The organism is Leclercia adecarboxylata, from assembly GCF_006171285.1.
Taxonomy (GTDB): Bacteria; Pseudomonadota; Gammaproteobacteria; order Enterobacterales; family Enterobacteriaceae; genus Enterobacter; species Enterobacter barmai.
The window spans coordinates 4,976,470-4,991,644 of sequence record NZ_CP040889.1 but is presented as its reverse complement, the minus strand read 5'-3'; the positions used below and the strand labels follow the sequence as shown (position 1 = coordinate 4,991,644).

Sequence of the window (15,175 nt, the reverse complement as noted above, 5' to 3'; positions counted from 1 at the left end):
AGGCATGCGTCCAGTGGTGGATAGTGTCGCCGAAAACTGTGCGGGCCAGGCGAACGCTATCCAGGCGGTGTATTAAAGAGCGCGATGCAACGTCTGGAACAGGGTGACGTTGTCACCGAAACTCAGATTGCGCCAGAATGGCCTGCTGTAGCGGGGAGATGTTCATACCACGCGCTACGAAACCATGCAGCCACTCTGGAGCCAGCTCGAGCACCTGACGTGCGGCGGATTCCGTATCAAATTCAGCAAAGACACAGGCTCCTGTGCCAGTCAGGCGCGACGGCGCGTATTCTAACAGCCAGGAAAGCGCGACATCAACCTCGCGAAAACGTTTTCTTGCGATAACCTCGCAATCGTTGCTGAATTCACAGTTTAATAACGTTTCTATTGACCGGGCCGGGGTATCGCGTGGAAGGTCCGGATCCTTAAAGATAATCGGGGTGGGGATGCTGACACCCGGGTGGGCCACCAGATACCATTTTTCGGCAGGTTCTGCCGGGGAGAGGATCTCGCCCACCCCTTCGGCAAAGGCGGCATGCCCCCGGACAAACACCGGCACGTCGGCTCCGAGCGTCAGCCCGAGCGCGGCCAGTTCATCCACCGAAAGTCCGCAGCCCCACAGGTGATTGAGCACCACCAGGACGGTGGCAGCATTTGACGACCCGCCGCCCAGCCCGCCGCCCATCGGCAGCCGTTTCTCGACGCTGATATCCGCGCCGCTGCCCGCAGGCAGGCGTCCGCTCTGCTGCGCCGCAGCCATCAGCAGCCGGGCAGCGCGGACGATCAGGTTATCTTCATCGGCCACGCCCTCCACCGGGGTGAGCAGACGGATCTGTCCATCCTGACGGAGTTCAATCGAAATCGTGTCGCCGTAGTCGACAAACTGAAACAGCGTCTGCAGGGTGTGATAGCCGTCAGCCCGCTGGCCGGTGATGTATAAAAACAGGTTCAGTTTTGCCGGTGAAGGCCAGTGGGTCATCATTTGACAATCCAGTTATCCATCTTCAGCTTGATGCGCTGGCCGCCTTCGGTCAGTTCCAGGCTGGACGGCAGAGCCGGTTTGGTGTTGCTGTCGTAGCCGCCGTAAACCACGTGCCAGTTTTTGCCGTTCTGGCTGTAGTTTACTTCGCTCAGACGATACTGGTCGTCGAGTTTGTAATCGGTGGCGTCGCCCGGCAGGCCGAGGATCCACTGGCGCAGGCTGGTGATCGGAATAGGCATTCCGGTCAGCTTGCCGATCATCTCTTCGGCATCGGTGCCGGTATATTTCTGCCCTTTATTGTCGGTGATTTGCGCGCTGCCTGGCTGAGCAATCAGCTCCATCTCGGTGCTCCCCACCGGATTGAGCAGCAGCAGGCGATAGCGATCCTGGCCGGTCTGCTGCCAGAAGAAGCGGGCGTACACTTTCTGCTGATCCGACAGATAAGCAAAGGCGCCGCGGGTCTGGTACTGGCTTAAACCGCGCACCTCCTGCTGGTGCTGACGCCACTGCGGCGAGTCGGGGCTTTTGCCTGGCCCTTTGGGCGGCGTAATGGAACATGCGGTAAGCACCAGCGCGGCGAGGGGCAGCAGGCGAATCAGTCTGGTCATAATGAGGACAAATCCTTGAGATACGTGGCAGTTATATCGCTTAATGCTAGCGTCCGGTAGCGGTAGCGTCTACGCTCAAGTTGTCTTAAAACTTGAATTTAACCGTTAATAACAACTAATAACCTATTACTCCGAAAGGGGGCAGTCTCTTTTATTGATCTCGCGCATCCTGTATGATGCGGCCTGCTAACCTTATTAACGCTGGTACTACTCCCGCTCATATGACCCTTTTAGCACTCGGTATTAACCACAAAACGGCCCCGGTTTCACTGCGAGAACGCGTCACGTTTTCGCCGGACACGCTCGACCAGGCGCTGGAAAGTCTGCTTGCCCAGCCAATGGTGCAGGGGGGCGTGGTGCTGTCGACGTGCAACCGTACTGAGCTCTATCTCAGCGTGGAAGAGCAGGATAACCTGCACGAAGCGCTGATCCGCTGGTTATGCGAATACCACAATCTGAACGAAGAAGAGCTGCGCAACAGCCTGTACTGGCATCAGGATAACGATGCGGTCAGCCACCTGATGCGCGTGGCCAGCGGCCTTGACTCGCTGGTTCTGGGTGAACCGCAGATCCTCGGCCAGGTTAAAAAAGCCTTTGCCGACTCGCAAAAAGGCCATCTTAAGGCCAGCGAGCTGGAGCGCATGTTCCAGAAATCCTTCTCCGTCGCCAAGCGAGTGCGAACCGAAACCGACATTGGCGCCAGTGCCGTTTCCGTTGCGTTTGCCGCCTGTACTCTGGCGCGCCAAATCTTTGAATCCCTCTCGACGGTCTCCGTGCTGCTGGTCGGCGCGGGTGAAACCATTGAGCTGGTCGCGCGTCATCTGCGCGAGCACAAAGTGAAGAAGATGATTATCGCCAACCGCACCCGTGAACGCGCCCAGGCGCTGGCGGATGAGGTGGGCGCGGAAGTGATCGCCCTGAGCGACATCGACGCCCGTCTGAACGAGGCGGATATTATCATCAGCTCCACCGCCAGCCCGCTGCCGATTATCGGCAAAGGCATGGTAGAACGCGCCCTTAAGTCCCGCCGCAACCAGCCGATGCTGCTGGTGGACATCGCCGTACCGCGTGATGTCGAACCGGAAGTCGGCAAGCTGGCGAACGCCTATCTGTACAGCGTGGACGATCTGCAGAGCATCATTTCCCACAACCTCGCCCAGCGTAAAGCGGCGGCGGTGCAGGCCGAAACGATTGTCGAGCAGGAAACCAGCGAATTTATGGCCTGGCTGCGCGCGCAAAGCGTCAGCGAGACCATTCGCGAATACCGCGGTCAGGCGGAACAGGTTCGTAATGAACTCACTGCCAAAGCGATGGCGGCCCTGGAACAGGGCGGCGATCCGCAGGTCATCATGCAGGAACTGGCATGGAAACTGACCAACCGTCTGATCCATGCCCCAACCAAATCACTTCAACAGGCTGCCCGTGACGGGGACGACGAACGCCTGAACATTCTGCGCGACAGCCTCGGGCTGGAATAGCGCGCCATACCCATTTTATAATTAAAAGGTGCACTTACGCCTATGAAGCCCTCTATCGTCGCCAAACTGGAAGCGCTGCACGAGCGCCATGAAGAAGTTCAGGCGTTGCTCGGCGATGCCGCGACCATTGCCGACCAGGAACGTTTCCGCGCCCTGTCGCGCGAATATGCACAGTTAAGCGATGTTTCGCGCTGCTTTACCGACTGGCAACAGGTTCAGGAAGATATCGAAACCGCGCAGATGATGCTCGACGACCCGGAAATGCGCGAGATGGCGCAGGAAGAGTTGCAGGAAGCGAAAGTCCGCTCGGAAGAGATGGAGCAGCAGCTTCAGGTGCTGTTGCTGCCAAAAGATCCGGACGATGAGCGTAACGCCTTTGTCGAAGTCCGCGCCGGCACCGGCGGGGATGAAGCGGCCCTGTTTGCCGGGGATCTGTTCCGCATGTACAGCCGCTACGCCGAGTCGCGTCGCTGGCGCGTGGAGATCATGAGCGCCAACGAAGGCGAGCACGGCGGCTATAAAGAAGTGATCGCCAAAATCAGCGGCGACGGGGTGTACGGTCGCCTGAAGTTTGAGTCCGGCGGTCATCGCGTTCAGCGCGTACCGGCCACCGAGTCACAGGGCCGTATCCATACTTCCGCCTGCACCGTAGCGGTCATGCCCGAATTGCCGGAAGCCGAACTGCCGGATATCAACCCGGCGGATCTGCGCATCGATACCTTCCGCTCGTCCGGCGCGGGTGGTCAGCACGTTAACACCACCGACTCCGCGATCCGAATTACCCACCTGCCAACCGGCATTGTGGTGGAGTGTCAGGACGAACGTTCCCAGCACAAAAACAAGGCCAAAGCGCTGTCGGTGCTGGGTGCGCGTATCCATGCCGCAGAGATGGCAAAACGCCAGCAGGCGGAAGCCTCAACCCGTCGTAACCTGTTGGGCAGCGGCGATCGCAGCGATCGTAACCGTACCTACAACTTCCCGCAGGGGCGCGTGACCGATCACCGCATCAACCTGACCCTCTATCGTCTGGATGAGACCATGGAAGGCAAACTGGATTCGCTGATCGAGCCTATCGTGCAGGAGTACCAGGCCGATCAGCTGGCGGCGCTGGCAGAGCAGGATTAATGGATTTTCAGCACTGGTTACAGCAGGCGATAACGACGCTGGCGGGCGGCGAAAGCCCCCGTCGCGATGCGGAGATCCTGCTGGAGCACGTGACCGGCAAAGCACGCACCTATCTTCTCGCCTTTGGTGAAACCGAGCTCACCGCCGATCAGCAGGCGCAGCTTGAGGCTCTCCTGGCCCGGCGTAAAACCGGCGAGCCGGTGGCGCACCTGGTGGGCGAGCGTGAGTTCTGGTCGCTGCCGCTGTATGTCTCTGCCGCCACGCTGATCCCCCGTCCCGACACCGAATGTCTGGTGGAGCAGGCGCTGGCCAGATTGCCCGCCGCGCCCGCGCGTATTCTCGATTTAGGCACCGGCACCGGAGCTATCGCTCTGGCGCTGGCCAGCGAGCGGCCTGACTGTCAGGTGACGGCGGTGGACGTGATGCCCGACGCGGTGGCGCTGGCACAGCGTAACCTTGAGCGTCTGGGACTTAAAAACGTGACGGTGCGACAGAGCAGCTGGTTTGCGGCCCTCGCTGACCAGCAGTTTGAGACCATCGTCAGCAACCCGCCCTATATTGATGAATGCGATCCGCACCTCGGCGAGGGCGACGTGCGTTTTGAACCGCGCAGCGCGCTGGTTGCAGCGGATCAGGGCCTTGCGGATCTCAGCCATATTATCATCCAGTCTCGTCAACATCTGGTGAGCGGCGGCTGGCTGCTGCTGGAACATGGCTGGACGCAGGGCGATCCGGTGCGTAACCTCTTCCGGCAGGCCGGTTTTACCCAGGTTGAAACCTGTCGCGACTATGGCGGTAATGAGCGCCTGACCCTTGGCAAATGGCATGAATAGCTTTTCTCTACTCATCACCCTGCATCTGACGGCAGTCACCCTGACCGTCAGTTTTTTTGCGCTGCGTTACTGGTGGCGTTACAGCAGTAATGCCCTGATCAACGCGCGCTGGGTGAGGGTGCTGCCGCACTGCATCGACACCGTGCTGTTTCTCTCCGGCGCGGGTCTGATGTGGATAACGGGTTATCTGCCATTTACAGATGAAGGCTCATGGCTGACTGAAAAGCTGTTTGGCGTTATCATCTACATCGTTTTGGGTTTTATTGCGCTGGGGCGTCATCGTCCGCGCAGCCAGCAGGTGGGGTTTATTGCCTTTCTGCTGGGGCTGGTGGTGCTGTACATCATCATTAAACTCGCCACCACAAGAATACCGATACTGGGGTAAGTCATGAGGTCCTTGGCCGATTTCGAATTTAATAAAGTGCCGCTGTGCGATGGGATGATTAAGGTATCAGAGTTGATCCGCGATGATTTCATTTCGCAGTATGTCTATGACGAGCTGGAGCAGCTGGTGAGTCTGGCGCGTGAAGAGATTAATCAGGCGCGCCCTCAGGACTGGCAACTGGAAAAACTGATTGAGCTTTTCTATGGCGAGTGGGGCTTTTGCGATACGCGCGGCGTGTATCGCCTCTCCGACGCGCTGTGGCTCGATCAGGTACTGAAAAACCGTCAGGGCAGCGCCGTCTCCCTGGGGGCGATTTTATTATGGGTGGCGCACCGTCTGGATATCCCGCTGGTGCCGGTCATCTTCCCGACGCAGATGCTGCTGCGCGCCGAGTGGCTCGACGGTGAAATGTGGTTAATCAACCCGTTCAATGGCGAGACCCTCGACGACCATACGCTGGATGTCTGGCTGAAGGGCAACATCAGTCCGATGGCGGAGCTGTACAACGAAGATCTGGATGAAGCGGATAACGCCGAGGTGATCCGCAAGCTGCTGGACACCCTGAAGTCGGCGCTGATGGAAGAGCGGCAGATGGAGCTGGCGCTGCGTGCCAGTGAGGTGCTGCTGCAGTTTAACCCGGAAGATCCGTATGAGATCCGCGACCGCGGTCTGATCTACGTCCAGCTTGAGTGCGACCACGTTGCGCTGAATGATTTGAGTTATTTTGTTGAGCAGTGTCCGGAAGATCCGATCAGCGAAATGATCCGCGCGCAGATTAATTCCATCGCGCACAAACAGATTACACTGCATTAATCTTAATTCCGATTCACCCCTGAATAAGGCGATCCTATGAAACAAAAAGTGGTTAGCATTGGCGATATCAACGTGGCGAACGACCTGCCGTTCGTGCTGTTCGGCGGCATGAACGTTCTGGAATCCCGCGACCTCGCGATGCGTATCTGCGAACATTACGTGACCGTGACCCAGAAGCTGGGCATTCCGTACGTGTTCAAAGCCTCTTTTGACAAAGCCAACCGCTCCTCCATTCACTCTTACCGTGGCCCGGGCCTGGAAGAGGGGATGAAGATTTTCCAGGAGCTGAAGCAGACTTTTGGCGTAAAAGTGATCACCGACGTCCATGAAGCCAGCCAGGCGCAGCCTGTCGCTGACGTTGTCGACGTGATCCAGCTCCCCGCGTTCCTCGCCCGTCAGACCGACCTGGTCGAAGCGATGGCGAAAACCGGTGCCGTGATCAACGTGAAAAAACCGCAGTTCGTAAGCCCAGGCCAGATGGGGAACATCGTCGATAAGTTTATCGAAGGCGGTAACGACAAAGTTATTCTGTGCGACCGTGGCGCTAACTTCGGTTACGACAACCTGGTGGTCGACATGCTGGGCTTCAGCGTGATGAAAAACGTCTCTAACCAGTCGCCGGTGATCTTCGACGTGACCCACGCCCTGCAGTGCCGCGACCCGTTTGGCGCAGCATCCGGCGGCCGTCGTGCCCAGGTGACTGAACTGGCGCGTGCCGGTATGGCGACCGGTCTGGCGGGCCTGTTCATTGAAGCGCACCCGGACCCAGCCAACGCTAAGTGCGACGGCCCATCCGCGCTGCCGCTGGATAAGCTGGAGCCGTTCCTGAAGCAGATTAAAGCGATTGACGACCTGGTTAAGAGTTTTGAAGAGCTGGATACCAGCAACTAATAAAAAAACCCGCTTCGGCGGGTTTTTTTATGGGTGATTTTGCCGGGTGGCGCTGCGCTTACCCGGCCTACAAAACCCGTAGGCCCGTGCAAGCGCAGCGCCGCCGGGCGTCAGGCTACGCAAATATCGTCATCAAATACGCCGCAAACAACGCCATGTGCGCCGCACCGTTGAGCACATTGGTGCGCCCGGTGGAAAACGAAATCTGGCACAGCAGCAGCGACGCCACCATCACAATCATCTCCGGTGCACCGAGGCTGAACTGCAGCTCGTTCCCGGTGAGGAAGGCGATCAGCGTCACCACCGGCACGGTGAGGGAGATGGTCGCCAGCACTGAACCAAAGAACAGGTTCATGGCGCGCTGCACCTGGTTGTTCAGCACCGCACGCAACGCCCCCAGCCCTTCCGGGGAGAGGATCAGCAGAGCCACCAGGAAACCGGTAAAGGCCACCGGCGCGTTCATCTCGGTCAGCAGGGTTTCCAGCGGGTTCGCATTCATCTTGGTGACCGCGATCACCGCAATCAGATGCACCACCAGCCAGACCGTGTGCCACAGGCTGCTGTGCGCGGACGGCTTGCCGTGGTGCGGGTCATCGTCGTCGCTCTCATCTTCATGCTCATACACGAACAGGCTCTGGTGCGTTTTGGTCTGGATGAGCAGAAACACGCCGTACATCGCCGCGGAAATCAGCGCCACGAGCAGGGCCTGACCGGTAGTAAAATTGGCCCCCGGCAGTGCCATCGGGAACACCAGCACGATAATCGCCAGCGGGAAGAGGGCGATCAGATACTGCTTAATGCCAAACAGGTTCAGATACTGGGTGGCGAATTTGCGCCCGCCCAGCAGCAGCGAGAAGCCGACCAGCCCGCCGGTGACAATCATAATGATGGAATAGAGCGTATCGCGCATCAGCGTTGGCGCGGCGTCACCGGTCGCCATCAGAGCGGAAATAAGGCTCACTTCAAGAATAACGACGGAAAGACTTAAAATCAGGGAACCGTAGGGTTCGCCCAGGCGGTGGGCCAGCACGTCGGCATGGCGGACAACGCTAAAGGCGCTGCTCAGAATACCCACCAGGGCAAGCAAATTAATACCGATGACCACTGGCAGCGACTGACTACTTCCCCAGAAGAGCAGCACGGCCAGGGCCAGCACCGGGAAAATGAGAGACGTCTCCTTATGGCGGGTTTTCACCGCCTCGTGTGCTGTTGTCATGTATATCTCCAGAGTTGCAGGTGCTTATTATTGTAGACAGAAAAAGAGGACGTTAAATTAACAGATTACCGTTAATTTCTGGTTATCTTTTACTTAATTTTACGGTATCACGTCATTTTTACGTGAGAGCTTCATAATGAGAAGATTTTATTAAATATATTCTTAATAACAGTGAATTAAGCAATAGAATTATCCGATTATCAATTCAACTGGAAGGCTCCGGCATTGTGGACCACACTTAGTAATTGATTAAAAAGAGGGGCTTGCCATGCCATACAAATCGAAAAGTGATTTACCGGATAACGTTCAGCACGTTCTGCCCGCCCACGCGCAGGATATCTACAAAGAAGCCTTTAACAGCGCCTGGGATCAGTACAAAGACAAAGAGGACCGTCGGGGCGATGACAGCCGCGAAGAGACCGCGCACAAGGTGGCCTGGGCGGCGGTGAAGCAGGATTATGAAAAGGGTGAGGATGATAAGTGGCACAAGAAGAAATAGCCGTTGCTTAGTGCGCTGTGCTTAATAGTTTGCACCCTGCGCTTTGACTTTTAAGGCTCTCGACGCGCCGCTCTGTTGCACCCGGCGAATTTATTGCATATCGTCACGGTAGCTGCTTTCTAATTGAGCAGTAAAAGGACCCGGAAGGTTCAAAAAAGTGTGCGAATGGAAGCAGGCAGTGGCGGAGGTGCAATATGTTAACGCGTGATTTTCTGATGAAGGCCGACTGTAAAACGGCCTTCGGTGCGATTGAAGAGTCGCTTTTGTGGTCAGCCGAGCAGCGAGCGGCGTCGCTGGCCGCAACCCTTGCCTGCCGTCCGGACAACGGTCCGGTCTGGCTGTTTGGCTACGGCTCCCTGATGTGGAACCCGGCGCTGGAGTTTGTCGAATCGGCAACCGGTACGCTGCCGGGCTGGCATCGCGCCTTCTGTTTGCGCCTGACCGCCGGACGCGGCAGCGCCTGTCAGCCAGGGCGCATGCTTGCACTGAAAGAGGGCGGACGCACCACGGGGGTGGCCTATCGCCTGCCGGATGCGAGCCTGGAAGAGGAGCTGGCGCTGCTGTGGAAGCGCGAGATGATCACTGGCTGCTATATGCCGAGCTGGTGCAAGCTGGAACTGGATGACGGACGTACCGTTAATGCGCTGGTCTTCATTATGGATCCGCGCCATCCGCTGTTTGAAGCCGATACCCGCGCGCAGGTCATTGCCCCGCTGATTGCCGCCGCCAGCGGCCCGCTTGGCACCAACGCGCAGTACCTCTTCTCCCTCGATCAGGAGTTAACGCGTCTGGGTATGCAGGATGATTGTCTGAATGAGCTGGTGTCGCGGGTGCGGGCCTTGCTGGATAACGCCTCGCCTGACAGCCAACTGCGTCCGGGCTTTGCCTGAAAAAACGCCCGGTGACCTTGCGCCACCGGGCTTAGTTATCAGGCTGCGACGTAGCTGATGGAGTGCTCAAGGGACTGGCTGTGGCTGTCGATGAGTACCTCCCAGGTCCCGGTGTAGGGCACCGTGAGCCAGGCGTTGTCTCTGTCCTGCACGCTTAAAATATCCGCCTGCGTTTTACGTGGTGCTTTGTTACTCATCAGATGAATATGGCAACGCTCTGAGCAGCGCACCACTACCGTATCCCCGCCAAACAACTTCAGACTTGCTTTTACCAGTGCCATTTTATTACCCCGTATCTGAAAACGACGCTCTCCTTGCGGCCAATCCTGAGCGTGATGTTGTTCACAATTCACTCATGGCATAACACCAAAGGGGAAGGTCAGGGGTGCTGATTTTGATCAAAAAATGGCATAAACCTTAAACAAAAATGACAATATGCCTGAAAGGGTTCAGCTGACGTCGCTTTACGCGGCTTTCAGGCATTGCTTTAACATTAAATGCGGAAATGGCCTGCGGTTTCAGCGAGGTCGCCTGCCTGACCCTGCAGGGCGCTGGCCGCAGCGGCCGACTCCACCACCAGCTCGGCGTTTTGCTGCACCATGCTGTCCAGGTTAAGCACCGCGCGGTTAATCTCCTGAATGCCTTTCATCTGCTCGCTGGTGGCTACAGTGATCTCCCGCATGATCCCCGACATGCTGCCAATGCTGGTGACGATCTCATCCATGCTCTGTCCGGCGAGATGCACGTAGCGCGACCCGGTCGCCACGCTGTCGGTGGTAGAGTCGATCAGGCTCTTGATCTCTTTTGCCGCCTGGGCGCTGCGGCTGGCGAGATTGCGCACTTCCCCCGCCACGACCGCAAAGCCACGACCCTGTTCACCGGCGCGGGCCGCTTCGACCGAGGCGTTAAGCGCCAGAATGTTGGTCTGGAAGGCAATGCCGTCAATCACGCTGGTGATGTCGCCAATTTTGGTCGAGGCGGCCTCAATGGACTGCATGGTGGTGATCGCCTGCGATACCACGCTGCCACCGCGCGTCGCGGCCTCGGCGGCTTTGCCCGCCTGCTCGTTCGCCACGGCGGCAGATTCGGTGGACTGGGCGACGGAGGCGGTGATCTGCTCCACGGCGCTGGCGGTTTCACGCAGGCTGGAGGCGGCCCGCTCGGTACGGCCAGAGAGATCCTGGTTACCGGCGGCAATCTCCTGAGCGGCGTTTTTCACCGAGGCGCTGGCGTCGCGCAGCTGCACCATCACCACCGAGAGCTTGTCGCTGAAGGCGTTGAACGCATGGGCGATCTGCGCCACCTCATCGTCACCTTTCTCCGGCAGGCGCTGGGAGAGATCGTTGGTGCCGTTAGCAATGGCGTGCATCGCATCGCGGATCTCCGACAGGCGTTTCAGCAGACGGGCGATCACGAAATGCACCACCACCGCGCTGAGCAGCACGAGGATCACCAGCGACAGGGAGGAGGCTTTCAGCAGGGTGCGCATCCCCGAGGTGGCGTCATCGCTGTCGAGCGCCACAATCAGCTGCCATTGGGTGCCGGCAATCGGGGTCGCAGAGAAGGTTTTTGCCACGCCGTTGTACTGGCCGTCGGCGCTGTTGCCGTTCTTCAGCGCCGCCAGATCGACGCCGCTGATGACATCCTTAAAGGGTTTCAGGGTCAGCTCAGGATCGCTTGCGGCAATGACCGAGCCATCGCTGTCCACCAGCAGCCCGCTGCTGGCCGGGGTCGGATGAATGCCGCGCACGTTGGCGATCACGCTGTCCATCGCCACGTCGCCCGCCAGCACGGCTTTTAACTCGCCGTTCTCTTTCACCGGCACGGCGAAGGTCACCACCAGCTTTTTGGTGCCGGTATCCACATAGGGCGCGGTGACAATGGCGCGATCCTCTTTCACCGCCTGCTGATACCACGGGCGCACCGTCGGATCGTAGTCGGCGGGCACGCCGTCAGGATTGGAGAACTTCGCGGTTTTGCTGGCATATCCGGCATAGACGTTGATAAATCCGCCCGCCTGCGCCAGCTGTTTAAACACCGGGACCGGATCGTCGCTCAGGGCAACGTTTTGCAGGGAGTTGATGATGGTTGTCTTGCTGCTGACCCAGTCGGCAATCGCCATGCTGTGGCTGGCGCTGGTACTGGCGAGCATGGAGCGTTGCGACTGTTGATTATCCTGACGCGTGACCTGGAAATTGATCACGGTATTCAGTACAAGCGCGGCGATCAGACATCCGACCGTCGCCGCAATAATACGAGCGCGAATTGACCTGAACATAAATGTTATACCTGCTGTGTTGTTGTTAAATGCCTATCGGCATCGGGCAGGCAAACTTGATGCTGGAACCGCGCTCATAAGAAAAAAATATTTAAGTTAAAGTATTATTAAAATGTTAATAGTTTATCGGCGGATAACGTCCACTGCGCCAGCTCTACCAGGGTGTCAATCTCGACCCCCTCGATCAGCGGCAGGGCGCTGATGCCGCGGCCATCGGTGCAGGTTTTGCACAGTTTTACCGTCACGTTCTGCGCCGTCAGGATCTCCAGCATCTGCTGAATGTTATAGCCCTCCGCAGGCTTCTGGCCGCGCAGTCCGGCGGTCACCGCATCGGACATTAAAAACAGGCGCAGATCCAGGTCGCTCTCCTGTTCGCGCAAGGCAATGGCCAGCCGCAGGCTGTTAAACAGGGATTCGCTGCCGTAGGCCGCGCCGTTGGCGACAATCACAATCTTCTGCATCTTGACTCCTGAACAATGAAAAGGCATGAAAATTGCTTCTCTCATCATTAGATATCGATCCGGGAGAGAAAGCATGACGATAAACACGGGCCGTCCACCCGGCGCCACTGAATGGTACCAGCAGGCCAGACTGCTGCGGAAAGCGCAGCTGTGCAAACTGGCGCAGCTGGGCACCCTGGTCAGCCGGATCGGCCATCTTGCCCACATGCTACAGTGCGAGCGCGGAGCCTCCAACATCTGGCTCTGCTCACAGGGGGCGCTGTACGCCCTGGAGTGTAAAGCCAGCCGCGCGCTGGTGGACGATTATCTGCAGGCGCTGCATCAGGCTCTCGGCACGCCGCTGATGGCCAGCGGTGCCCTGTGCGAGCGGGTCGCCAACGCCCTGCAAAGCCTGGAGCAACTTCCCGGGCTTCGCGAGGCAATTACAGATTGCGCGCTGCCCGCGACAACGGCGATGGAGCGCTATGGCCGCATGCTGCGTAACCTGCTCAGTATTGTGCCGCAACTTAATGACAGCATTGACGATCCGCAAATCGCGGGCAGATTTGTCGCCCTTTACAGCCTGATGCAGGGCAAAGAGCTGGTAGGACAGGAGAGGGCCCTGGGAGCGATTGGCTTTACCCAGGGCTTTTTCAGCGACGAAATGCGCCAGACGCTGGTGGACCGGATCGACGGGCAGCAAACCTGTTTTGAGGTCTTCCTCTCCCTTACGCCTGCCAGCCTGCATAACCACTTCACACTCAGCGTGCCGGGAGCGGAAGTTGAACAGCTGCGGCGGCTGGCCTGTACCCGGCAACCCGCTGCGGATCAAGGCGTGCTGGCGCTGCACTGGTTCTCGCTGCAAACCGAGCGCCTTGAACATCTGCGCACCCTGGAAGAGATGCTCATCGACGATCTGATGCTGGCGGTAGAGTCGCTGATTAGCCGGGCCGACGACGAGCCGCCCGCCGAGCCGCAAACGGATGAGCCGCTGGCGCTCTACCCGCAGAAACCCCTGCTGCCGCTGGTGCGCCAGCAGGCGCAGGAGATCGAACAGCTCTCCCGCCAGCTGGCCTCAATGCGCGACACCCTGGAGGAGCGCAAAATCATCGACAAGGCCAAAAGCGTGCTGATGACCCATCAGCAGATGAGCGAGGAGCAGGCCTGGTGCCAGTTGCGCAAGATGGCGATGGATAAAAACCAGAGGATGGTGGATATCGCCCGGGCGCTGCTGACGGTCAAAGCCCTCTGGCAGCCGTGAATGCACCCTGGCTGGGCAAGGCCTGCATGGTTGAGGTGCGTTTTCCTGACCCGCAGGCAGAAAAGGCCCGTCATTTAAGCGTTTAAAACCTGGCATCACCCTTGCATTAATCAACATAACAATTTTAACGACGCGCCAACGGCGGTGGGTCGTGACGAAGGATAAAGGCGTCCTGCAGTGCTCCGGCACTGCCGGGCGTTTTTTTTTGGCTTTTTTTCGGGAGTGAACATGGTGGAATGGACAAGACGGCGTTTTTTACAGGCCAGCGCGCTGGCCGGCGGGGCGCTCATGTTGCCGGGCGTGATGCAGGCTGCGTGGGCCGCAGGCTCCGATAAACCGGAACTCGATACCGTGCGCGTCGGCTTTATTCCGCTGACCGACTGCGCGCCGCTGGCCATCGCGGCATATAAAGGTTTCGATAAAAAATACGGCTTCACCCTGGTGCCCACTAAAGAGGCCAGCTGGGCGGCGGTGCGCGACAAGCTGGTCGCCGGGGAGCTGGACGCGGCGCACATTCTCTATGGCCTGCTGTACGGTCTGGAGCTGGGGATCGCCGGTAAACCCAAACCGATGGCCAACCTGATGACCCTCAACCGCAACGGGCAGGCGATCACCCTGTCGAGCGATCTGGCCCAGCAGGGCGTGCGCGACGTTGAGGGGCTGAAAAAGCTTATCGCCCGGCAGGCGCCGGGCAGCTATACCTTCGCCCATACCTTTCCCACCGGCACCCATGCCATGTGGCTCTACTACTGGCTGGCGAGCGCAGGCATTAACCCGTTTGACGATGTGCGCACCGTGGTGGTGCCGCCGCCGCAGATGGTGATGAACATGCGCATCGGCAATATGGTCGGCTTTTGCGTCGGCGAGCCGTGGAACGCCCGCGCCATTAACGATCGCATCGGCTTTACCGCCGCCACCTCGCAGTCGATCTGGCCGGAACACCCGGAAAAAGTGCTCGGCACCCGCAGCGAGTGGGTCGGGCAGCATCCGAACACCGCCCGGGCGCTGGTGAGCGCCCTGCTGGAGGCCCAGCGCTGGATCGACGCCTCGCCGCAGAACAAAGAAGAAACCGCTCAGCTGCTGGCCCGTCGCGCCTGGCTCAACACCAAGGAGCAGTACCTCACCGGCCGCATGTTGGGGGAGTACGACAACGGAACCGGCCACCGCTGGCAGGATGCCAACCCGATCCGTTTCTTTGAGGACGGGGCGGTGAGCTATCCGTGGCACTCCGACGGGATGTGGTTCCTGACCCAGTTCCGCCGCTGGGGGCTGCTGAAAACCGATCCTGACTACGCCGCCATCGCGCAGCGCATCAACCGCACCGACGTCTGGCAGGACGCCGCCACCGCAGTAGGGGGCATTCGCGCGCCATCTTCGCCGCTGCGCAGCAGCACCCTGATGGACGGCACCGTCTGGAACGGCACCGATCCGAAGGGTTACGCCAACAGTTTCGCTATTCACCGTACAGGGGCCTGA

Annotated in this window: 16 protein-coding genes; 10 read left to right on the top strand and 6 right to left on the bottom strand. The window is 58.7% G+C overall.

All coding sequences use genetic code 11. The features are described 5' to 3' along the window. Nucleotides 1–112: 112 nt before the first annotated feature. Together ispE and lolB are read right to left on the bottom strand one after the other, a co-directional pair. On the bottom strand, nt 113–982 hold the full coding sequence (ispE, locus tag FHN83_RS25570) for a 4-(cytidine 5'-diphospho)-2-C-methyl-D-erythritol kinase (protein WP_138369268.1): 870 nt from the start codon (nt 980–982) through the stop codon (nt 113–115). Next, nucleotides 979–1,590 (bottom strand): lipoprotein insertase outer membrane protein LolB, encoded by a 612-nt coding sequence (gene lolB, locus FHN83_RS25565; protein ID WP_039030719.1) that lies wholly within the window; start codon nt 1,588–1,590, stop codon nt 979–981. Before lolB ends, ispE begins: the two co-directional genes overlap by 4 nt. Nucleotides 1,591–1,811: 221 nt before the next feature. Between lolB and hemA the strand changes: the two genes are divergently transcribed. Genes hemA through kdsA form a run of 6 tightly spaced genes read left to right on the top strand, consistent with a single transcriptional unit; the run spans nt 1,812 to nt 7,115 of the window. Next, nucleotides 1,812–3,068, top strand: coding sequence for a glutamyl-tRNA reductase (gene hemA / locus FHN83_RS25560; protein ID WP_039030718.1), 1,257 nt, complete (start codon nt 1,812–1,814; stop codon nt 3,066–3,068). 42 nt (nt 3,069–3,110) lie between these two features. Then, nucleotides 3,111–4,193 carry a peptide chain release factor 1 gene (gene prfA, locus FHN83_RS25555; RefSeq protein ID WP_138369267.1) on the top strand — a complete coding sequence of 361 codons (1,083 nt, stop codon included), beginning with the start codon at nt 3,111–3,113 and terminating at the stop codon, nt 4,191–4,193. Further along, nucleotides 4,193–5,026: a peptide chain release factor N(5)-glutamine methyltransferase gene (gene prmC, locus FHN83_RS25550; RefSeq protein ID WP_138369266.1), complete on the top strand. Its 834-nt coding sequence runs from the start codon at nt 4,193–4,195 to the stop codon at nt 5,024–5,026. Before prfA ends, prmC begins: the two co-directional genes overlap by 1 nt. Further along, the gene (sirB2, locus tag FHN83_RS25545; RefSeq protein WP_039030715.1) at nt 5,019–5,411 is read left to right on the top strand and encodes an invasion regulator SirB2; all 393 of its coding nucleotides are present in this window, start codon (nt 5,019–5,021) and stop codon (nt 5,409–5,411) included. Before prmC ends, sirB2 begins: the two co-directional genes overlap by 8 nt. 3 nt (nt 5,412–5,414) lie before the next feature. Further along, nucleotides 5,415–6,224 (top strand): invasion regulator SirB1, encoded by an 810-nt coding sequence (gene sirB1, locus FHN83_RS25540; RefSeq protein WP_039030714.1) that lies wholly within the window; start codon nt 5,415–5,417, stop codon nt 6,222–6,224. Between the two features lie 36 nt (nt 6,225–6,260). Next, entirely contained in the window at nt 6,261–7,115 is an 855-nt protein-coding gene (kdsA, locus tag FHN83_RS25535; RefSeq protein ID WP_039030713.1) for a 3-deoxy-8-phosphooctulonate synthase, read from the top strand. Nucleotides 7,116–7,230: 115 nt separating this feature from the next. Here kdsA and chaA read toward each other — a convergent pair whose 3' ends face one another. Beyond that, nucleotides 7,231–8,331: a sodium-potassium/proton antiporter ChaA gene (gene chaA, locus FHN83_RS25530; RefSeq protein ID WP_039030712.1), complete on the bottom strand. Its 1,101-nt coding sequence runs from the start codon at nt 8,329–8,331 to the stop codon at nt 7,231–7,233. Nucleotides 8,332–8,599: 268 nt separating this feature from the next. On the opposite strand from chaA, the gene chaB reads away from it, so the two are divergent. Next, nucleotides 8,600–8,830 carry a putative cation transport regulator ChaB gene (gene chaB, locus FHN83_RS25525; protein WP_039030711.1) on the top strand — a complete coding sequence of 77 codons (231 nt, stop codon included), beginning with the start codon at nt 8,600–8,602 and terminating at the stop codon, nt 8,828–8,830. Nucleotides 8,831–9,024: 194 nt separating this feature from the next. Continuing rightward, on the top strand, nt 9,025–9,720 hold the full coding sequence (locus tag FHN83_RS25520; protein WP_039030710.1) for a gamma-glutamylcyclotransferase: 696 nt from the start codon (nt 9,025–9,027) through the stop codon (nt 9,718–9,720). A gap of 38 nt (nt 9,721–9,758) precedes the next feature. On the opposite strand, the gene FHN83_RS25515 is transcribed toward FHN83_RS25520, so the two are convergent. The 3 genes from FHN83_RS25515 to FHN83_RS25505 all read right to left on the bottom strand — a co-directional run bounded on the left by FHN83_RS25515 (nt 9,759) and on the right by FHN83_RS25505 (nt 12,459). Continuing rightward, nucleotides 9,759–10,001: a DUF1883 domain-containing protein gene (locus FHN83_RS25515; RefSeq protein ID WP_039030709.1), complete on the bottom strand. Its 243-nt coding sequence runs from the start codon at nt 9,999–10,001 to the stop codon at nt 9,759–9,761. 212 nt (nt 10,002–10,213) lie between these two features. Continuing rightward, the gene (locus tag FHN83_RS25510; RefSeq protein ID WP_039030708.1) at nt 10,214–11,998 is read right to left on the bottom strand and encodes a methyl-accepting chemotaxis protein; all 1,785 of its coding nucleotides are present in this window, start codon (nt 11,996–11,998) and stop codon (nt 10,214–10,216) included. Nucleotides 11,999–12,105: 107 nt separating this feature from the next. Further along, nucleotides 12,106–12,459: a DsrE/DsrF/TusD sulfur relay family protein gene (locus FHN83_RS25505; protein ID WP_139565347.1), complete on the bottom strand. Its 354-nt coding sequence runs from the start codon at nt 12,457–12,459 to the stop codon at nt 12,106–12,108. A 73-nt stretch (nt 12,460–12,532) separates the two neighbouring features. On the opposite strand from FHN83_RS25505, the gene nasR reads away from it, so the two are divergent. Continuing rightward, nucleotides 12,533–13,699 carry a nitrate regulatory protein NasR gene (gene nasR / locus FHN83_RS25500; protein ID WP_139565346.1) on the top strand — a complete coding sequence of 389 codons (1,167 nt, stop codon included), beginning with the start codon at nt 12,533–12,535 and terminating at the stop codon, nt 13,697–13,699. 228 nt (nt 13,700–13,927) lie between these two features. Next, nucleotides 13,928–15,175 (top strand): CmpA/NrtA family ABC transporter substrate-binding protein, encoded by a 1,248-nt coding sequence (locus tag FHN83_RS25495; protein WP_138369261.1) that lies wholly within the window; start codon nt 13,928–13,930, stop codon nt 15,173–15,175.